The 18436-nt window shown below is 67.2% G+C and carries 20 protein-coding genes and 3 tRNA genes; 9 read left to right on the top strand and 14 right to left on the bottom strand.

Annotated elements, in window-relative coordinates; translation table 11 throughout:
* Positions 1 to 3: 3 nt before the first annotated feature.
* Together A5686_RS04235 and A5686_RS04230 are read right to left on the bottom strand one after the other, a co-directional pair.
* Positions 4 to 621 carry a malonyl CoA-ACP transacylase gene (locus A5686_RS04235; protein ID WP_067931434.1) on the bottom strand — a complete coding sequence of 206 codons (618 nt, stop codon included), beginning with the start codon at positions 619 to 621 and terminating at the stop codon, positions 4 to 6.
* Complete coding sequence (locus A5686_RS04230) at positions 618 to 4820, bottom strand: NEW3 domain-containing protein (protein WP_067931433.1); 4203 nt, start codon at positions 4818 to 4820, stop codon at positions 618 to 620. Before A5686_RS04230 ends, A5686_RS04235 begins: the two co-directional genes overlap by 4 nt.
* 88 nt (positions 4821 to 4908) lie before the next feature.
* Between A5686_RS04230 and A5686_RS04225 the strand changes: the two genes are divergently transcribed.
* The 7 genes from A5686_RS04225 to A5686_RS04195 all read left to right on the top strand — a co-directional run bounded on the left by A5686_RS04225 (position 4909) and on the right by A5686_RS04195 (position 11882).
* Positions 4909 to 5502, top strand: coding sequence for a DinB family protein (locus A5686_RS04225; RefSeq protein ID WP_067931465.1), 594 nt, complete (start codon positions 4909 to 4911; stop codon positions 5500 to 5502).
* A 41-nt stretch (positions 5503 to 5543) separates the two neighbouring features.
* Complete coding sequence (locus A5686_RS04220) at positions 5544 to 6887, top strand: AarF/ABC1/UbiB kinase family protein (protein WP_067931430.1); 1344 nt, start codon at positions 5544 to 5546, stop codon at positions 6885 to 6887.
* Positions 6887 to 7804 (top strand): alpha/beta fold hydrolase, encoded by a 918-nt coding sequence (locus tag A5686_RS04215; protein WP_067931428.1) that lies wholly within the window; start codon positions 6887 to 6889, stop codon positions 7802 to 7804. The genes A5686_RS04220 and A5686_RS04215 overlap by 1 nt, the downstream gene beginning before the upstream one ends.
* Positions 7805 to 7892: 88 nt before the next feature.
* Positions 7893 to 8753 carry a cyclopropane mycolic acid synthase family methyltransferase gene (locus A5686_RS04210; protein WP_067931427.1) on the top strand — a complete coding sequence of 287 codons (861 nt, stop codon included), beginning with the start codon at positions 7893 to 7895 and terminating at the stop codon, positions 8751 to 8753.
* A 221-nt stretch (positions 8754 to 8974) separates the two neighbouring features.
* Positions 8975 to 9871: a hydroxymycolate synthase MmaA4 gene (gene mmaA4, locus A5686_RS04205; protein WP_067931425.1), complete on the top strand. Its 897-nt coding sequence runs from the start codon at positions 8975 to 8977 to the stop codon at positions 9869 to 9871.
* A 91-nt stretch (positions 9872 to 9962) separates the two neighbouring features.
* On the top strand, positions 9963 to 10661 hold the full coding sequence (locus A5686_RS04200; protein WP_067931423.1) for a YciI family protein: 699 nt from the start codon (positions 9963 to 9965) through the stop codon (positions 10659 to 10661).
* Between the two features lie 3 nt (positions 10662 to 10664).
* Positions 10665 to 11882 (top strand): RNA polymerase sigma factor, encoded by a 1218-nt coding sequence (locus A5686_RS04195; RefSeq protein WP_067931421.1) that lies wholly within the window; start codon positions 10665 to 10667, stop codon positions 11880 to 11882.
* Positions 11883 to 11907: 25 nt separating this feature from the next.
* Here A5686_RS04195 and rplA read toward each other — a convergent pair whose 3' ends face one another.
* From rplA to A5686_RS04135, 12 genes are all read right to left on the bottom strand, one after another.
* Positions 11908 to 12615: a 50S ribosomal protein L1 gene (gene rplA / locus A5686_RS04190; RefSeq protein ID WP_067931419.1), complete on the bottom strand. Its 708-nt coding sequence runs from the start codon at positions 12613 to 12615 to the stop codon at positions 11908 to 11910.
* A gap of 76 nt (positions 12616 to 12691) precedes the next feature.
* The gene (gene rplK, locus A5686_RS04185) at positions 12692 to 13120 is read right to left on the bottom strand and encodes a 50S ribosomal protein L11 (RefSeq protein ID WP_066907205.1); all 429 of its coding nucleotides are present in this window, start codon (positions 13118 to 13120) and stop codon (positions 12692 to 12694) included.
* 47 nt (positions 13121 to 13167) lie between these two features.
* Positions 13168 to 13965: a transcription termination/antitermination protein NusG gene (nusG, locus tag A5686_RS04180; protein WP_067931417.1), complete on the bottom strand. Its 798-nt coding sequence runs from the start codon at positions 13963 to 13965 to the stop codon at positions 13168 to 13170.
* Between the two features lie 61 nt (positions 13966 to 14026).
* Positions 14027 to 14476, bottom strand: coding sequence for a preprotein translocase subunit SecE (gene secE / locus A5686_RS04175; RefSeq protein WP_067931463.1), 450 nt, complete (start codon positions 14474 to 14476; stop codon positions 14027 to 14029).
* 94 nt (positions 14477 to 14570) lie between these two features.
* Positions 14571 to 14643, bottom strand: a tRNA-Trp gene (locus tag A5686_RS04170).
* Positions 14644 to 14787: 144 nt separating this feature from the next.
* Positions 14788 to 15288: a (3R)-hydroxyacyl-ACP dehydratase subunit HadC gene (gene hadC, locus A5686_RS04165; protein WP_067931415.1), complete on the bottom strand. Its 501-nt coding sequence runs from the start codon at positions 15286 to 15288 to the stop codon at positions 14788 to 14790.
* Between the two features lie 3 nt (positions 15289 to 15291).
* Complete coding sequence (gene hadB, locus A5686_RS04160; RefSeq protein WP_067931413.1) at positions 15292 to 15720, bottom strand: (3R)-hydroxyacyl-ACP dehydratase subunit HadB; 429 nt, start codon at positions 15718 to 15720, stop codon at positions 15292 to 15294.
* The gene (gene hadA, locus A5686_RS04155) at positions 15707 to 16186 is read right to left on the bottom strand and encodes a (3R)-hydroxyacyl-ACP dehydratase subunit HadA (RefSeq protein ID WP_067931411.1); all 480 of its coding nucleotides are present in this window, start codon (positions 16184 to 16186) and stop codon (positions 15707 to 15709) included. The genes hadB and hadA overlap by 14 nt, the downstream gene beginning before the upstream one ends.
* 47 nt (positions 16187 to 16233) lie before the next feature.
* A complete protein-coding gene (rpmG, locus tag A5686_RS04150) occupies positions 16234 to 16401 on the bottom strand; it encodes a 50S ribosomal protein L33 (protein ID WP_003898538.1) in 168 nt (55 codons plus the stop codon).
* A 46-nt stretch (positions 16402 to 16447) separates the two neighbouring features.
* A tRNA-Met gene (locus A5686_RS04145) sits at positions 16448 to 16521 on the bottom strand.
* A gap of 51 nt (positions 16522 to 16572) precedes the next feature.
* A tRNA-Thr gene (locus A5686_RS04140) sits at positions 16573 to 16645 on the bottom strand.
* Positions 16646 to 16797: 152 nt separating this feature from the next.
* The gene (locus tag A5686_RS04135; RefSeq protein WP_067931409.1) at positions 16798 to 17004 is read right to left on the bottom strand and encodes a type II toxin-antitoxin system VapB family antitoxin; all 207 of its coding nucleotides are present in this window, start codon (positions 17002 to 17004) and stop codon (positions 16798 to 16800) included.
* 90 nt (positions 17005 to 17094) lie between these two features.
* Between A5686_RS04135 and A5686_RS04130 the strand changes: the two genes are divergently transcribed.
* The gene (locus A5686_RS04130) at positions 17095 to 17808 is read left to right on the top strand and encodes an MBL fold metallo-hydrolase (RefSeq protein ID WP_067931407.1); all 714 of its coding nucleotides are present in this window, start codon (positions 17095 to 17097) and stop codon (positions 17806 to 17808) included.
* Between the two features lie 69 nt (positions 17809 to 17877).
* A partial coding sequence (locus tag A5686_RS04125; protein WP_067931405.1) for a hypothetical protein occupies positions 17878 to 18436 on the top strand: 559 nt, incomplete at its 3' end.

Below are 18436 nucleotides of genomic sequence, written 5' to 3'. Positions count from 1 at the left end.
CGGTCAGTGCCGGTGAGTGTTGTCGGGTTGGCGAGGGTCGCCGGGATGCTCGTAGCCGGGGGCCAGCTCCACCAGCGTGGCGCGGCGCTCGTCCAGCCAGAGCCGGAAGGCGCGCCGCCGTGCGGCGCCGCGCAGATGCTCTTCGATCGCCGATCGCACGTCGTCCAGCGGGGGCGCCGCTGACGCCGTTGTGCGCCAGCCGTGTTCGCCCTGTTGCGGTGCGGCGAAGCGTAGTGGGTTGCGGGCGTGATAGGCGGCGACCTCGGTGCCGGCAACCCGCACCGCGGCGGTGACATCGGCGAACAGCGCACGGGCGCGCGGATCGGCCAGCGCGGCCGCGGCGACGCTGCCGATCTCCAGCCGGGCGGTCACGTCGGGCAGCAACTCGGCCTCGGACGGCGCGCCGCGTCCGCTCAGCCCGCGCGCGGCCGCCTCGGCGGCCACCAGCCGCTGCGTGACGATCAGTTGGGTCAGCCAGCGCCGCAGTTGACGGCCCTCGCTGGTGCCGCTGACCGGCAGGCCGCCCGCGCCGCGTCCGGCGCGCAGCCGTGCTTCGGCGGCGTCGAGGACGCCCGGCGAAACGGGCACGCCGGCAACGGTCGCTATCTGGTGAACGCTCATGTCACCGTCACCGTCACCTTCACCGCCGGCGAATAGATCAATCGGCCGGCGCAGCCGATCCGCACCAGCGCCCACCACTGGCCGGGCTCCAGCCACGCCGGCGGTGTCAGCTGGAAGCCTAGGTCGACTGTGGCGCGGGCGGGTAGTACCGCGCCGAGCGCGCCGGGGCCCATCCATTCCCAGGTGCCCCAGGGGCTGATCAGGTGCGCCTCCAGAGTCAGGTCGGCCTCGGCGCGGCTGCCGACCGTAACGGCCAGGGCGCCCGCTTCGCCGGGTTCCAGCGTGACCTCGGTGGGACCGTCGGCGAGGTAGACCGGCTCACCGGCCGCCCCACCCACGGTCACCACGCAGACGTCCTCGACGGGCTGGCGCCAGGCGGCGGGAACCTCGTCGCCGGTGATTCGCAGCTCGGCGTGGACCGGGTAGAGGCCGGGTTCGGCGCGCGCCGGGACCGATACCGCGACGTCGGCGTGCAGGTAGCCGCCGCTGGGCAGGGTGAAGGGCAGCCCGGCGGGGGTGGCCGTCCAGCCGTCCGGACACCGGAGGCTGACTGTGCCGTGCAGCGTGGCATCGGTGCTGTCGCTGGCCGCGGTGAGGCGCAACGTCACCTCGCTGCCGGTCTCCGCGGTCACCTGGTTCGGATGCAGGTGGGCGACCGCCGGCAGCCCGCCGAGCGGCGCTGGGCCGCGATTGTGTAGCCAATACCGCGCGTAGAGCGGCTGCGCGGCCTCGGCGTCTGGAGCCAGGCCGGGGGCGCCGGGGGCGGCTTGGGTCGCGTCGACGCGGGCCAGCACGGTCGCCACCTGGTAGCCGTGCAGCTCGATCGAGGACACGGGCTCGGGGTGCTGCTCCAGCAGATCGGCGCGCCTCAGATCGCTCACCGTCGCGACGTCGGAGTCGATGACCGCGTCGGTGCCCCCGCCCGTGGTCTCCACCAGGCGCAGGGCCACCGCGTGCGGGTCCAGCGGCGCCGCGCTGCCCGCGGCCAGTGGGTTGCCGGCAGCCTTGAGCGCGGCCAGCGCTACGGACTCGGCGGGTTCGACGCGCAGCAGCGACCCCGCCGCCGGCAGCGCTCCCCCAGTCCGGCCCGGTGTGACGGCGAGCAGTGGCTGGGCGAACTGCGCGCTGCGGGCGGGGATCTCGGCTTGCCGCCAGTCACCCCGCCCGCTGACAAACGCGTAGTCGAATGTGTGGGTCCAGTGCTGCAGTTGGAAACCGGAGCCGTCCGGCGCGGCGCGGCGGGGGTCGTCGATCCAGATGCCCGACGGCCAGCCGGTGCAGGACCGCATCAGCGCGGTGTGCAGGGTGCCCTCGGTGTCGACGGCGAAGCTGGGCACCCCGCGGTTGAGTAGGGCGACGGTGCGGTCTTCGAATACGCCGGTTTCCGAGGGCGCTTGCTGCGTCACGGTGATCTCGGCGTCGCCGAGGTCGTCGGCGACGCCCGCGATCGCGGCCCGCAGGTCGTCCTCGTCGCGGCCGTCGATGACCAGCACCGGCAGCGCCCGCGGCGCACGCAGGTCGGCGTCGGGCACCCACACCGCATTCAACGGCGTCTCGGCCGGCACCCACACGCGGGCCCGCCCGGTCGTCGACAACTGGCGCTGAAGTTCTTCGGCGTGCGCCGGAGCGCCGGCCAGTACGGCGGCGACGAAGGCGTTGCGGGCGGGGCCACCCAGCCCGATGCGCACGTCAGGCAGATTGGAATCGACCTCGAGGTTGCCGTAGCGCGGCTTATCCGCGGCGCTGCAGGTGGCCGTGACACCGGCGCGAACCAGCGCGACCATCAGCCCGCGGGCCAGCGGCCCGGATGCCGCCTCCGTCGGCGACACCACCTCGGCGACCGACATCGCCCGCACGCCGGTGCCCGACACCCGGAGCCGGGCCGCCGCGGACAGGCCGAACCACCCGTACGCCGGATTGTCCAGGGCCCACAGGTGCTCGGCGGCGTCCACCGAGCGGGCGCCATCGTGCAGCAGCGCGAAACCGCGGCCGACGACGGCGTTGCCCACCTCGCTGACCGGCATGGCACCCGGCACCGGGCACGGCCAGCGCAGCCGGACCAACTGATCGGCGCCGCTGAACTCGTCGATCGTGGTGCGGCAGTCCACCCGTGCGACGCCGTGCCACAGGGTCAGGGTTTGGGTGTAGCGCAGCAGCGTGCCGATCCGGCCGTGCACCACGACCCGCTGACCGAGCGGCCCGTGGAAGGCCTGCACCCGCGCGGGGCCCTCGGACGAGCACACCACCGGGCCCTTGGGCAGCAGGTGCCAGGGGCCCTCACCCTGGTTCGGGTGCGCCGGATATTCCTCGTAGACGGCCAGCTCGTTGCCCACCGCGGACCCGGCGATCAGCTCGCGGCCATCCTGGATCAGCGAGGCGACTCCCCCGCCGCGCGCCGGGTCGACCTCGACGCGGTAGTGCTCGTTGGCGATCGCCGATCCCGCTACCGGTTCCCAGCCGGCCGGATCACCCCGTTCGGTCGCGTGCACCAACCGGTATGCCCGCCAACCCAGCGACGGGACCTCGCGCGCCAGCCAGCTGACCGTGCGTCCGTCGTGCTCGACGTGCGCCGCCAGCTCGACACCGTCGGAGTCGAGTACCCGGACCCGGGCGCCCAGCGGCGGGTCGAGGCGCACGGTGACGATGTCGGTGCGCCGGCAAGTCAGCGGGTTCCACACGATCACGTCGCCCTCGATCGCGCCGGACAGCAACGCCAGCGAGTTGTCGCGGGTCGCGCGGCCGAGCTCCCAGGCGTCGCGCCATCCGGTCAGCAGATCGAGGTACACCTGGTCGGATTCAGAGCCGGTGATGGCGTCATGGTGTGCGCCGTAAACCAGCTGCACCCAGGCCTTGGCCAGGGCGGCCTGCGGGTACGGGGACCCGGTCAGCAGCCCCGCGAACACCGCGAAGCGCTCGGCCTGCAGCACGGCGTTCTCGGCGGCCCGGTTGGCCTGCTTGGTGTCGATGTAGGACACGTCCTTGCCGGTGTAGATCGGGTTCATGTCCCGGGTCTGGGGCGATGGTTCTCGAGGCGCGCAGCGCCCGTGCGCAAGTTCGGCACGCACCGCCGCGAAGAATTCGCACGGCAGCGCGCACACGAACCGCGGCCAGGTGTAGCGGGCGGCCCAGTCGCGGTGGATCTCGGTCACCCATTTGTTCGGCGGGGTGTAGTCGGTGCCGACGGGCAGCAGCACGTTGTGCGTGAGCGCGACCTTCTTGAGCTGATCGAAGAGTTCGTAGGTCGCGTTCTCGGCCTCGCCGAGCGTCGCGGCGGAATCCATCCACCAGCCCGCCGAGTAGTGCGCGGGCATGTAGTGGGTGAGCAGGCCGCGGCCCGATGGCGAGATCCACTCGAACTCGCTGCAGAACTGCATCCGTTCGACGCCGCGAGGTTCGGGGCCGCAATCGGGGCCACCGTGGGCGGGACCCCACTGATGGTGCGGTCCCCTGGCCCACGAACTCGACGTCAGCCCCGCGTCGGCGGCCATCCCGGGGAACTGCGGATCGTGGCCGAACACGTCCAGCTGCCACGCGGTGGCCGGATTCGCTCCCACGACGTGGCGCTGAAAGCCCATGCCGTGCACCAGATTTCGAATCGTCGTCTCGGGGCTGGTGAGGTTGGTGTTGGGTTCGTTGTAGGTGCCGCCCATCACCTCGACGCGGCCCTGCTCGATGAACCGGCGGAGATCGGCCCGGTCTTCGGGCCGGGTGTCCCAGTACGGCTTGAGGTAGTCGACCTCGGCCAGGACGAACTTGTACTCGGGGTCACGCCGCGCCATCTCCAGATGCGCATGCACCAGCTCGAAGCCGTTCTGCTGGCGTGCTCGCCCCGGCGGGTCCTCGGTCCATTCGCTGGTATAGGCGCCCTGGGTGTTCCACCACACCGGGTCGTAGTGGAAGTGACTGACCATGAACATGGTCCAGCCCGGTTCGGCCACGGTGAACTCGAACGCCAGCCGCTGACCACCCGCGTGCGCCCGCGCGGCCCGGCGCTGACCGGTAACGGCCTTGCGCACCCTTACCGCGACCTCGACCACCTCACGCCCCGGCTCGGCGGTCGCCCGCCCGAGCAGGCCGCGGCCCTCGACGCGGACCGGCGTGGGCTTCGCACACCCGGAAACGGTGACGCGGACCAGCTGCAGCGGCGCGTCCGGTGCGCCGACGAAGAGCTCGGTCGACTCGGCGTTGGTCAGCCGCATGCCGAAACCACCTGCATCCCCGCACCTTACGGCGGGGCGACACTGAGGATCGAGCTAACATCCGAGGGTGCCCGCCCTCGCCCCGCCGGTGTCCGACGAACGCGGCGCCCTGCGCGAATTCCTGGCGTATCACCAGAGCGCGTATTTCGCGGTGAGCCATGGCCTCACCGACGACCAGGCCCGGTCCGCGCCCTCGGTCAGCGCTCTGTCGATCGGCGGGCTGGTCAAGCACGCCACCGGAATGCAACGCAGCTGGATGGCGCGCGTGTCCGCCGCGCCGGGCGCGCCGCCGAAAGATCCCCGCCCGTTCGAGGAGATCGCCGCGGAGTTCGCCGATCAGCATGTGATGCGGCCCGACGAGACACTGGTCGGGCTGCTGGGCGCGTTCGAGGCGCAAAACGCGACGTCGCTGCGGCTGGTTGAGACCGCCGACCTGGACGCCGCGGTGCCGGTTCCGCATGACATCCCGTGGTTCCCCAAGGATCAGCGGGCCTGGTCGGTGCGCTGGGTGATCCTGCACGTCATCAATGAGCTGGCCCGGCATGCCGGGCACGCCGACATCATCCGGGAGACCATCGACGGCGCCACCATGTACGAGCTGATCGCCGCGCGGGAGGGCTGGGCGGTCGAGGGCTGGGTGCAGCCCTGGAAAAGCGGGAAAACCGGTGGGCGCCCGAGTTAGCGGATTGGGACTCATCCGTGCGGGTTTGGCACACTGCACTGATGAGCTCTACCAAACATAAGGGGGCCAAGCTCGACCGGGTGCCGTTGCCGGTCGAAGCGGCCCGGGTAGCCGTGACCGGTTGGCAGGTCACCCGCACCGGCGCTCGCATCCTCACCAAGCTGCCGGGCAGGGGTTCGTGGCAGCAGAAGGTGATCAAGCAGCTCCCGCAGACCTTCGCCGACCTGGGACCGACGTACGTCAAGTTCGGGCAGATCATCGCATCCAGTCCGGGGGCGTTCGGCGAGTCGTTGTCCCGCGAGTTCCGCGGCCTGCTCGACCGGGTGCCGCCGGCCGACTCCGACGAAGTGCACAAGCTCATCGTCGAAGACCTCGGGGGTGACCCCTCGGAGTTGTTCGCCAAATGGGACGAGACGCCGTTCGCGTCGGCGTCCATCGCGCAGGTGCACTACGCCACGCTGCACACCGGCGAGGAGGTGGTCGTCAAGATCCAGCGTCCGGGCATCCGGCGCCGGGTCGCCGCCGACCTGCAGATCCTCAAGCGTTTCGCCCAGGCCGTCGAGCTGGCCAAGCTGGGCCGTCGGCTCTCGGCTCAAGACGTGGTCGCCGACTTCTCCGACAACCTGGCCGAGGAGTTGAACTTCCGGCTCGAGGCCCAGTCCATGGAGGCCTGGGTGTCACACCTGCACGCCTCCCCGCTGGGCCGCAACATCCGGGTGCCGCAGGTGTTCTGGGACTTCACCAGCGACCGGGTGCTGACCATGGAGCGGGTGCAGGGCATCCGCATCGACGACGTCGCGGCGATCCGCAAGGCCGGGTTCGACGGTGTCGAGCTGGTCAAGGCGCTGCTGTTCTCGCTGTTCGAGGGCGGGCTGCGGCACGGGCTGTTCCACGGCGACCTGCACGCAGGCAACCTCTACGTCGACGAGGCGGGCCGCATCGTCTTCTTCGATTTCGGCATCATGGGTCGCATCGATCCCCGCACCCGCTGGCTGCTGCGCGAGCTGGTGTACGCACTGCTGGTCAAGAAGGACCACGCGGCCGCCGGCAAGATCGTGGTGCTGATGGGCGCCGTCGGCACCATGAAGCCCGAGGCCGAGGCCGCCAAAGACCTGGAAAAGTTCGCGACCCCGCTGACCATGCAGACGCTGGGCGACATGTCCTATGCCGACATCGGCCGGCAGTTGTCGGCGCTGGCCGACGCCTACGACGTCAAACTCCCCCGCGAACTCGTTCTGATCGGCAAGCAGTTCCTCTACGTCGAGCGGTACATGAAGCTGCTGGCGCCCAGGTGGCAGATGATGTCGGATCCGCAACTGACAGGCTATTTCGCGAACTTCATGGTCGAAGTCAGCCGCGAGCACTCCTCCGACGTCGAAGTCTGATGGAGGTCCGCACCGGGAACGCCACGGTCTTTGATCCCAACGGCGACTTGAAGCTGTACTACGAGGACATGGGCGACCTCGACGACCCGCCCGTGCTGCTGATCATGGGGCTGGGCGCCCAACTGCTGCTGTGGCGGACCGCCTTCTGCGAGCAGCTGGTCGGTCGCGGGCTTCGCGTCATCCGGTACGACAACCGCGACGTCGGCCTGTCGACCAAGACCCAGCACCGCAGCTCGGGTCAGCCGCTGGTGACGCGGATGGTCCGCTCCTTTCTGGGTCTGGGGAGCGAAGCGCCGTACAAGCTCGAGGACATGGCCGACGACGCCGCCGCCGTGCTCGATCATTTGGGCATCCAACAGGCGCACATCGTGGGCGCTTCGATGGGCGGCATGATCGCCCAGATTTTCGCCGGGCGATTCCCGGAGCGGACCAAAACGCTCGGAGTCATCTTCTCCAGCAACAATTCGGCGTTCCTGCCGCCGCCCGGACCCCGCCAATTGCTGGCGCTCATCAAGGGACCGGCGCCGAGCTCGCCGCGCGACGTGATCATCGACAATGCCGTCCGCGTGAGCAAGATCATCGGCAGCAGGCGATACCTGGCTCCCGACGAACAGCTTCGGACGGAGGCCATCGAAAGCTACGAACGCAGCTACTACCCGTGGGGCGTCGCCCGGCATTTCGATGCCGTCCTGGGCAGCGGCAGCCTACGCCGCTACAACCGCCGGACCACCGCACCCACCGTGGTTATCCACGGCCGGGCCGACAAGCTGATGCGCCCGTTCGGGGGGCGCGCGGTGGCACGGGCGATCGATGGGGCCCGATTGGTGACCTTCGACGGGATGGGTCATGATCTTCCACAGCAGTTGTGGGATCAGGTGATCGGCGTGCTGGCGAAAAACTTCAATGCGGCGCGCTAGCTAAATACATTTGATAGAAACGCATCTCCGTGATTTTCGGTCCGGGTCGCAGAGTTGTACGGTTGGCACAGAAGGGTGGGTGTCTCAAATGGCCAAGCTGAGGCCGTATTACGAAGAGTCGCAGGCAACCTACGACATTTCGGACGACTTCTTCGCGCTGTTCCTGGACCCGAACATGGTGTACACCTGCGCCTACTTCAAGAACGACGACATGACCCTGGAAGAGGCGCAGCTCGCCAAGATCGATCTGGCGCTGGACAAGATGAAACTCGAGCCGGGAATGACGGTGCTCGACGTCGGTTGCGGCTGGGGTGGGGCCGTGGTCCGGGCGGTGGAGAAGTACGACGTGAATGTCATTGGCATCACGCTGAGCCGCAATCACTACGCCCGCACCAAAGCACGGCTCGCGGCGGTCCCGACGTCGCGGCGCGCCGAGGCCCGGTTGCAGGGCTGGGAGGAATTCGACGAGCAAGTCGATCGAATCGTCAGCTTCGAGGCCTTCGACGCCTTCAAAAAAGAACGCTGGCCCGCGTTCTGGGATTGGGCTTATAAGACCCTTCCCGAAGGCAGCCGAATGTTGATGCACAGCATTTTCACGCATCCGCAGAACTACTGGCACGAGCACGGCATCACGATCACCATGTCGGATCTGCGATTCCTGCGCTTCCTCGGCAAGGAAATCTTCCCCGGCGGGAACATGTGCGGCGAACCCGACATCATCGACAATTCCCGAGCCAGCGGATTCTCGCTCGAGCACACCCAATATCTGCAGCCGCATTACGCGCGCACGCTCGACATGTGGGCGGCCAATCTTGCGGCCAACCGCGAACGGGCCATCGCCATCCAGTCCGAAGAGGTCTACGACCGCTTCATGCGGTATCTGACCGGCTGCGCGAACCTGTTCCGCAAAGGCATCTCCAACGTGGCGCAGTACACGCTCACCAAGTAAAGCCCGGCCGGCTGCGCCGACACACCCCGGCACACTGGGTCGGCGTGAATCAGTCCACCCCGGAAAGTAGACTTCAGCTCGGCGGTCGGGACCGCGACGCGCACTTACACCCTTTCGGATTCACGTCTCGCTGTTGGGTATCGTTGCAGGTCACGCGCGACCCTTTCGGTGCGTGCGCGGATCGCAGGAAGTGAACCTCCTCTGAGGAGAACAGGACGAAAATGGCTGAGCAACCGACTAGCCCGACGAAGACGCGGACGCGTTCGGAGGACATCCAGGCGCATTACGACGTCTCCGACGATTTCTTCGGCCTGTTCCAGGACCCGTCCCGGATCTACAGCTGCGCCTATTTCGAGCGCGACGACATGAGCCTGGAAGAGGCCCAGTACGCCAAGATCGACCTCAACCTGGACAAATTGGACCTCAAGCCGGGCATGACTCTGCTGGACATCGGCTGCGGGTGGGGCACCACCATGAAGCGCGCCGTCGAGCGGTTCGACGTCAACGTCATCGGCCTGACGCTGTCCAAGAACCAGCACGCCCGCGCTCAGGCGTTGCTCGGTTCCCTCGACAGCGAACGCTCTCGCCAGGTTCGGCTGCAGAACTGGGAAGACTTCAACGAGCCCGTCGACCGCATCGTGTCGATCGAGGCCTTCGAGCACTTCGGCCACGAGAACTACGACGACTTCTTCAAGCGGACCTTCGACATCATGCCTGAGGACGGCCGGATGACCGTTCAGAGCAGCGTCAGCTACCACCCGTACGACCTGGCGGCCCGCGGCAAGAAGCTGAGCTTCGAGACCGCGCGGTTCATCAAGTTCATCGTCACCGAGATCTTCCCGGGCGGCCGGCTGCCGTCCACCCAGATGATGGTCGACCACGGTGAGAAGGCGGGATTTGTTGTGCCCGAACCGCTTTCATTGCGCCCGCACTACATCAAGACGCTGCACATCTGGGGCGACACGCTCGAGTCGAACCGGGACAAGGCCATCGAGGTCACCTCCGAAGAGGTCTACAACCGCTACATCAAGTATCTGCGCGGCTGCGAGCACTACTTCGCCGAGGAGATGCTCGACGTCAGCCTGGTGACCTACCTCAAGCCGGGCGCAGCCGCCTGATTATTGGCGGCTGTCGGATTGGCGCTGCGCCGTTCGTCGAGTAGGTAGAGAGTGGAGCACGAGGCTTCGCTCACAACCGGAGGTGACGAACATGCAGTACTTCGCGCTGCTGATTAGTCAAGAGCAAGACCGCACACCCGACGACGCAGCCGCCGCGATGGCGGAATGGGAGAACTTCCACGCCAAAGCCGGCTCGGCGATCAAATCCGGAGATGCCCTGGCTCCAGCTGCCGCAGCTGTGGTCATCACCGGCGGCCCGGATGCGCCGGTGGTCACCGATGGGCCCTTCGCCGAAGCCGCCGAGGTGGCCTGCGGCTATTACGTGTTCGAAGCGGAAAACCTGGACGAGGCGCTGGCATTGGCGCGCGATATCCCGCTCGCCGCGTTCGGGGCGGTGGAAGTGTGGCCTACCGTCCATTCCATCGAGACGTCGCGCAAGCTGACCGGCAACGACTGGCTCGCGCTGCTGCTTGAACCGGCCGAATCCGCACACACACCCGGCACGCCGGAGTGGGAGGCGGTGGCGGCCAAGCACGCCGATCTCCACGCGGCCGCGGGCGATCACATCATCGGTGGTGCCGCGCTGCACGACCGGTCGACGGCGACGACCGTGCGGGTGCGCGACGGCGAGGTTCTGATCACCGATGGGCCATACGTGGAGGGCGCCGAAATCGCTACGGGCATCTACCTACTGGGCGCAGCCGACCGCGACGAGGCCGTCAAGATCGCATCGATGATCCCCGCCTCGACGGTGCAGGTTCGGCAACTGGCTGGAGTCTCGGGCCTGTAGCCCATGGTGAACCTGGACGGCGTCTTCCGCCGGGAATGGGGACCCGCCGTCGCCGCGCTCGCGCGGTGGTCCGGCGATCTGACCGTCGCCGAGGACGCCGTCCAGGAAGCCTGCGCCGAAGCGCTGCGCACCTGGCCGCGCGACGGAGTGCCCACCAACCCGGGCGGCTGGCTGGTGACCGTGGGCCGTAACCGGGCCCGCGATCGGCTGCGCCGCGAAACCGTGCGTCCCGGAAAGGAATTGGCGGCTGTGCTGGACGACATCCGGGCGCGCACCGATCACACCGACCCGCATCCGGTTCGCGACGACGAGCTGCGGATGATGTTCACCTGTGCGCACCCGGCGCTGGACCGATCGTCGCAGCTGGCGCTCACACTGCGGCTGGTGTCCGGCTTGACCGTCGGCGAGATCGCCCGCGCGCTGCTACAGAGCGAAGCGGCCATCGGTCAGCGAATCACCCGCGCCAAGCACAAGGTTCGGCACGCCAACATTCCGCTGCGGGTGCCGCCCGCCGAGTTGCTGCCCGAGCGCACGCCGCACGTGTTCGCTTGCGTCTACTCGGTGTTCACCGAGGGCTACTGGTCGACGGCGGGTCCGTCGGCCATCCGGGATGATCTGTGCGACGAAGGCATCCGGCTGGGCGCGGAGTTGTGCGCGCTGCTGCCCGGCGACCCGGAGGCGCACGCGCTGTCCGCCCTGATGCTGCTGCATGATTCGCGGCGCGCGACCCGGGTGGACGATACCGGGATGCTGGTGCCGCTCGAGGACCAGAACCGGCGCCGATGGGATCGTGGGCGCATTTCGCGCGGGCTCGATCGGTTGCGGCAGGCCCAGGGTTCGACGGGCGCCTACCTGCTCCAGGCCGTGATCGCCGCGGTGCATGCCACGGCACCGTCCTTCCAGGAGACGGACTGGGTGGCCATCTGCGCCGCTTACGACCGCCTGCTCGGGCTGACCGGCTCCCCGGTGGTGGCGGCGAACCGGGCGCTGGCCATCGGATTTCGCGACGGGCCCGATGCCGGCCTGGCCGCCCTGGACAAGGTGGCAGACGATCCGCGGCTGACCCGGGCCAATCTCGTCGCGCCCGTGCGCGCCGACCTGTTGCGGCGCGCAGGCAGACCCGCCGCCGCGCTCACCTGGTATCGAGTGGCGTTGCAGTCCAATGGATCTGACCCCGGCCGCGCGTTTCTGCGGCGGCGCATCGCCGAGTGCGGGGGTTAGCCCCCGCCCTCCACGACTGGCGGGCTCAGCCCTCGGTGAAGTTGCGGGTGACGGCCGGGTCCACCGGGATGCCCGGCCCGGTCGTCGTCGAGACCACGATCTTGCGCAGGTAGCGGCCCTTGGAGGCGGACGGCTTGAGCCGCAGCACCTCGTCCAGCGCGGCGCCGTAGTTCTCGGCCAGGGCCTTCTCGTCGAACGAGGCCTTGCCGATCACGAAGTGCAGGTTGGCCTGCTTGTCGATGCGGAAGTTGATCTTGCCGCCCTTGATATCGGCGACCGCCTTGGCGACGTCGGGGGTCACGGTGCCCGTCTTGGGGTTCGGCATCAGGCCGCGGGGACCGAGCACGCGGGCGATGCGACCCACCTTGGCCATCTGGTCCGGGGTGGCGATCGCGGCATCGAATTCCAGCCAGCCGCCCTGGATCTTCTCGATCAGGTCATCGCTGCCCACGATGTCGGCGCCGGCGGCCTGAGCCTGCTCGGCCTTATCGCCCACGGCGAACACCGCGACGCGGGCGGTCTTGCCAGTGCCGTGCGGGAGGTTGACCGTGCCCCGGACCATCTGGTCGGCCTTGCGCGGGTCGACGCCCAGCCGGATCGCCACCTCGACGGTCGAGTCCTGCTTGCTCGACGACGTTTCCTTGGCAAGCTTGGCCGCTTCCAGCGGGGTGTAGAGGTTGTCGCGGTCCACCTTCTCGGCGGCGGCCCGGTATGCCTTGCTGTTCTTGCTCACTTGCTGATCCAATCTGTGTTGGGTCGTGGTTGGAAAGCGGGCCGAAGCTGGCCCTCCCACGGTTGTGATGCGGGTATTACTCGACGGTGATACCCATCGACCGGGCGGTGCCGGCGATGATCTTGGCGGCTGCGTCGATGTCGTTGGCGTTCAGGTCGGCCTTCTTGGTCTCGGCGATCTCCTTGACCTGATCCCAGCTGACCTTGGCGACCTTGGTCTTGTGCGGCTCGGCCGATCCCTTGCCCACGCCGGCCGCCTTGAGCAGCAGCTTGGCGGCGGGCGGGGTCTTGAGCGCGAAGGTGAAGCTGCGGTCCTCATAGACCGTGATCTCCACGGGGATGACGTTGCCACGCTGGTTCTCCGTGGCAGCGTTGTATGCCTTGCAGAACTCCATGATGTTGACGCCGTGCTGACCGAGCGCGGGCCCGACCGGCGGCGCCGGGTTGGCCTGCCCCGCCTGGATCTGAAGCTTGATCAGCCCGACGACTTTCTTCTTCGGGGCCATGAGATTGTGTTGTTCCTTCCTGGTTTACGCCGGGCGTATGCGCCGGTTCAGAGCTTGGAGACTTGGCTGAAGGTCAGTTCGACCGGGGTTTCCCGGCCGAAGATCGACACCAGCACCTTGAGCTTCTGCTGTTCGCCGTTGACCTCGCTGATCGTGGCCGGCAGCGTCGCGAACGGCCCGTCCATGACGGTCACCGATTCGCCGACCTCGTAGTCGACCTCGATGGCCGGACGTTCCAGCCCGCCCACCTCCGCGGCGGCGGCCGTGGTGGCCGCCCCCTTGGCGGCCTTCTTCGTCGCGCCGCGCGGCAGCAGGAACTTGACCACGTCGTCGAGCGTCAGCGCCGACGGGCGCGAGGTCGCCCCGACGAACCCGGTGACGCCGGGTGTGTTGCGGACCGCGGCCCACGAGTCGTCGGTCAGGTCCATGCGGACCAGGATGTAGCCGGGGAGCACCTTGCGGTTGACCTGCTTGCGCTGGCCGTTCTTGATCTCGGTGACCTCTTCGGTGGGCACCTCCACCTGGAAGATGTAGTCACCGACATCGAGGTTCTGCACACGGGTTTCGAGGTTGGCTTTGACCTTGTTCTCGTATCCCGCGTAGGAGTGGATGACATACCAGTCGCCGGGCTTGCTGCGCAGTTCCGCCTTGAGCGCGGCGGCCGGATCGGCCTCTTCGGCCGGCTCGTCGGGCGCCGCGGCGGCCTCGGCCGTCTCGTTGGTGGCGTCGACCGCGGTCACCTCGGTGACCTCAGCGGCCGCGGAGGTGTCCGTGGCCTGCGCCTGCGCGGTTTCGTCCACGTCGACCGCTTCACCCGCGGACGGGTCACCGTCGAAGGTAGTCACGGTTTGAGTCCTCTCTGTCACATTCAAAAGCGGCGCCACATTCAAAAGCGGCGTCGCTCGCTCAGCCGAACACCAACAGCACCAGCTTGGTCAGGCCGAAATCCGCCAGGCCGACCAGCGCCACCATGAAGGCCAGGAATGCCAGCACAACGGAGGTGTAGGTGAGCATCTGCTTGCGGTTGGGCCAGATGACCTTCCGCATCTCCGCAACGACCTGCTTGAGGTAGTTGTAGACGAACACCAACGGGTTGACCCGATGGTCCCCGGCCTTTTTGGGCCTTGCGGCCTTCTTGGCTTTGGCGCCCTTTTTGGCCTTATCCGGCGTCAAGACCTCGGCATCGTCCGGTGACTCGGCGTCTTCGCCGGCCTCGACCACTCGCTGCCGGGACCGCTTGCCCGTCGGGCGCTGCGGCCGCGTCACCACCGCCGTCCGACCGGCGCTCGCGCGGCCGTCCTCTTCGTCAGTGCCGTCGCTTGCGGCGTCGTTGGCAACGTCGCCTTCGTCGCTCACCGCATGCTCCTTTGTTTGCTCGTACTTCGCGAACATCCCGCCTGTGGTGGGAACCGTCTTCCAGTGTCCACCATGCCAGGACGTTCGCCATTAGCAGGGGCGACAGGACTTGAACCTGCAACCTGCGGTTTTGGAGACCGCTGCTCTGCCAGTTGAGCTACGCCCCTTCGCGGTTGGCAGGCCAACCTGCGCTTACCTACCGGGGCTTACATGACACGCGCGCCCTCCGATTGCTCGACTCACGGAAAGCGCGCTGATGCTGGGAAAACCCCGAGGACCGAGTGTACAACGGTGCGCGAGTCAGATACTAATTACGCTGTCCTGACAACCTGGCCGGACTCCGGGTCCCAGCGCAGGTTTTCGGACTGTTCGGCGTACTGGCTCATCAGCGTGGTGTAGGCCTCCAAGACCAGCTCACCCTGGTCGTTGGTGCAGATGTTCTTGGTGACGACGATGTCGGCGCCGAAGCGCTCGTCCACCGAGTGGATCTCCATCCGGGCCCACAGCCTGTCGCCGGCCTTGATCGGCTTGGCGAACACGAAGCGCTGGTCGACCTGGACGATCACCAGGGTTTCCATGCCGATGTCGACGTGCCGGAAGAAGTCCAGCTGGACCAGCTTGGCCAAGATCGTCGCGAAGGTCAGCGGCGCGACGATCGCGCTGTGGCCGAGTTCGACGGCCGCGTCCTCCCTGTAGTGGGCCGGGTGGTCGTTCTTGATGGATTGCGCAAACTGGCGGACTTGTTCACGGCCCACAACAAAGGAATCCGCATACCGCCAGATCATGCCGCGGATATCTGTCTTGAGCGCCATGAGCTATGCCAGAGTCGCGGACGCGATCGCCCTGCCGAAGATCTTCTTGCCGCCGGTGGTGGCGGTGAGCGCGATAGTCACGGACTTGGTCTCGGGATCGGCGGACTTCACCCGGCCGTTGAAGACCAGCTCGGCGCCCTTGCCGTCGTTGGGCACGGGCACCACGGCGGTGAACCGCACGTTGTATTCGGTGACGGCGCCCGGGTCGCCGATCCAGGCGGTGACGTAACCCCCGCCGATGCCCATGGTCAGCATGCCGTGCGCGATCGCGGTGTCCAGGCCGACGACCTTGGCGATCTCGTCGTCCCAGTGAATCGGGTTGAGGTCGCCAGAGACGCCCGCGTAATTCACCAGATCTTGTCGGGTCAGCGGGTAGATCTTCTCAGGAAGTTGGTCACCCACCTTCACGGAGCTGAACTCACGCAGTGGCATCAGTAAATCCCTCTTTTCCATCCTCACCGGCACGGCCCGCCAGGGTCGTGTAGGTCTCTTGCACGACGTCGCCGGCGTCGTTGGTGACGACATTCTTGGTGACAATGATCTGGGTACCGTGCGACTCTCGCACCGAGTCCACGTAGACGTCGCAGTACAGCTTGTCGCCCGCCACGATGGGCGCCATGAATTTCAGCACCTGGTCGACCTGAACGATCTGTGCGTCGTGGACGGCGATGTTGGCGTGCTCGAAAAATGCCGTCTGCGCCTGGTAGCCGAACACGCAGATGAACGTCAGCGGGGCGACCAAGCCCTTATAGCCCAGTTCGGCCGCGGCCTTCTCCTCGAAGAACGCGGGGTCGTCGTTTTGCACGGCCACCGCGTATTCGCGGATCTTCTCCCGCTCCACCTCGTAATGATCGGGGTAGCGGTAGTGCATACCGACGATGCTGGAACTTAGCGGCACGGTTCTTAAACTACCTAGTCAATCGGAGTAAACGCCGCGGGGAGCCGCTAGCGCGTCTCTCGGTGCGCCTGGTGCTTACCGCAGTTGGGGCAGAACTTCTTCAGCTCCAGTCGGTCCGGGTCGTTCCGGCGGTTTTTCTTGGTGATGTAGTTGCGGTGCTTGCACACCTCGCATGCCAAGGTGATCTTCGGGCGTACGTCGGTACTGGAAGCCATGACGGTTCTCTCTCAATCCTCAAAACAAAGCTGTGCTGTTGTGTTGTAGCGATGGCCGGACTCGAACCGGCGACCTAACGATTATGAGTCGTTCGCTCTAACCGACTGAGCTACATCGCCTCTGGCACCCCTTCGGGGTCGGGGCCGCCCACGCCTGCTCGGCGTCCGCCGAGCCCCCTAACGGAATCGAACCGTTGACCTTTTCCTTACCATGGAAACGCTCTACCGACTGAGCTAAGGGGGCCGTTCACCCGCAGCGATCTCCTCCGCGCGGGCCTAAAAGAGGGTACAGCCTGGCCTGTAGCGGAACCAAACCACGGGTAGCGCAAGCGCAGGCCCGCGCCAGCGTTCGTAATCGTGCAAGTTACCCGGCAATCGACAAAGCCGCGGCAAACATCAGCCGCTCCCGCCGTTGCGCTGAGATTGCCAGGCACTGAGGTCGCTGAACTCGTCGTACTCGTCGTCCTGCTCGACAAAGTCGCCGTCGCTGAGCAATGTCCGCAACGCGAGGTTGATGGCTTCGCGCGCGTCGAGGAGATGGAAGCGGCGGATCGCCTCATCGATCAGATCGGCGTCGACCTCGATTTCGACCTTCTTCCTCATGCGCCAACAATACCCACGAGGCACCGCCCGAATCGGGTCCGATACGCCGGTGTCGGCGGCGCGTCGCGGTCGGGGTCCTACTCTGGTCTCGTGCCAGAGGACCGGCTGTACTTCCGACAACTGCTCTCCGGTCGCGACTTCGCCGCCGGCGACATGTTCGCGACGCAAATGCGCAACTTCGCCTACCTGATCGGCGACCGGCAAACCGGTGACTGCGTGGTCGTCGACCCGGCCTATGCCGCCGGCGATCTGCTCGACGCACTCGAGGCCGACGGCATGCACCTGTCCGGCGTGCTGGTGACCCACCACCACCCCGACCACGTGGGTGGGTCCATGATGGGGTTCGCCCTGCCGGGCCTGGCCGAACTGCTGGACCGGGCACCTGTGCCGGTACACGTCAACACCCATGAGGCACAGTGGGTTTCGCGAGTCACCGGAATAAGTCTTAGTGACCTGACCTCGCACGAGGATCATGACAAGGTCAGCATCGGCGACATCGAGATCGAGTTGCTGCATACCCCGGGCCACACGCCGGGCAGCCAGTGCTTTCTGCTCGATGGCCGCCTCGTCGCCGGCGACACGCTCTTCTTGGAGGGCTGCGGGCGCACCGACTTCCCCGGCGGGGACTCCGACGAGATGTACCGCAGCCTGCAGCGGCTCGCGACCCTGCCCGGTGACCCGACCGTGTTCCCGGGCCACTGGTATTCGGCGGAGCCCAGCGCGCCGCTCGCGGAGGTCAAGCGTTCCAACTATGTGTATCGGGCAGCAAACCTCGATCAATGGCGGATGCTGATGGGCGGCTGAGGCCGCATCGCCCATCATCACCATGCGGCGACGCGACCGCCCCTGTGATATAAGCGGAGGGTGGATTCCATGGGTTGGATCCAGGACAGCTGGCATGATGTCACGCACGTCGGGTCCGACACCTGGATAGCGTGGGCGGCGTGGGCGGCAATCGTCCTGGCAATCGTCACGCTGGTCTTCACCAACAGGCAGATCAACCGGAACCGCCGGGCGGCCGCGGAGCAGACGCGCCCGCAGGTCGCGATGTTCATGGAGCCGCATTCGGCCGACTGGCACGTGATCGAACTCGTGGTCCGCAACTTCGGACGCACCGCGGCCTACGACATCGGGTTCTCCTTTACCAATCCCCCCACCGTGGCCGAATACGAGAACGCCACCGACGGCTACGCCGATGTCGTCGAATTGCGGCTCCCCCGCGGGCTGCCCGTACTCGCGCCTGGCCAGGAGTGGCGCATGGTGTGGGATTCCGCGCTCGACCGTGCCGAGATCGGTAGCGGCATCGAATCGCGCTTCACCGGCACCCTGACCTACTACGACCGGCCGCATCGGGCCCGCGGCCGCCGGTTCTGGGAGCGCAAGCGTTCCCCGCTGCATACCGAGGTGGTGCTGGACTGGGACGCCCTGCCGC

The sequence above is a fragment of the Mycobacterium sp. E2479 genome, from assembly GCF_001667925.1.
Taxonomy (GTDB): domain Bacteria; phylum Actinomycetota; class Actinomycetes; order Mycobacteriales; family Mycobacteriaceae; genus Mycobacterium.
This window is presented reverse-complemented; position numbering and strand designations above follow the sequence as displayed.

Bases quoted from the DNA above. Each gene is read 5' to 3' on its own strand.
- A5686_RS04135 (WP_067931409.1), bottom strand. From the start codon at position 17,004: ATGAGGAAGAAGGTCGAAATCGAGGTCGACGCCGATCTGATCGATGAG.
- A5686_RS04220 (WP_067931430.1), top strand. From the start codon at position 5,544: ATGAGCTCTACCAAACATAAGGGGGCCAAGCTCGACCGGGTGCCGTTG.
- A5686_RS04235 (WP_067931434.1), bottom strand. From the start codon at position 621: ATGAGCGTTCACCAGATAGCGACCGTTGCCGGCGTGCCCGTTTCGCCG.
- A5686_RS04215 (WP_067931428.1), top strand. From the start codon at position 6,887: ATGGAGGTCCGCACCGGGAACGCCACGGTCTTTGATCCCAACGGCGAC.
- A5686_RS04210 (WP_067931427.1), top strand. From the start codon at position 7,893: ATGGCCAAGCTGAGGCCGTATTACGAAGAGTCGCAGGCAACCTACGAC.
- A5686_RS04200 (WP_067931423.1), top strand. From the start codon at position 9,963: ATGCAGTACTTCGCGCTGCTGATTAGTCAAGAGCAAGACCGCACACCC.
- hadC (WP_067931415.1), bottom strand. From the start codon at position 15,288: ATGGCGCTCAAGACAGATATCCGCGGCATGATCTGGCGGTATGCGGAT.
- mmaA4 (WP_067931425.1), top strand. From the start codon at position 8,975: ATGGCTGAGCAACCGACTAGCCCGACGAAGACGCGGACGCGTTCGGAG.
- A5686_RS04195 (WP_067931421.1), top strand. From the start codon at position 10,665: ATGGTGAACCTGGACGGCGTCTTCCGCCGGGAATGGGGACCCGCCGTC.
- rpmG (WP_003898538.1), bottom strand. From the start codon at position 16,401: ATGGCTTCCAGTACCGACGTACGCCCGAAGATCACCTTGGCATGCGAG.
- rplK (WP_066907205.1), bottom strand. From the start codon at position 13,120: ATGGCCCCGAAGAAGAAAGTCGTCGGGCTGATCAAGCTTCAGATCCAG.
- hadB (WP_067931413.1), bottom strand. From the start codon at position 15,720: ATGCCACTGCGTGAGTTCAGCTCCGTGAAGGTGGGTGACCAACTTCCT.
- A5686_RS04230 (WP_067931433.1), bottom strand. From the start codon at position 4,820: ATGCGGCTGACCAACGCCGAGTCGACCGAGCTCTTCGTCGGCGCACCG.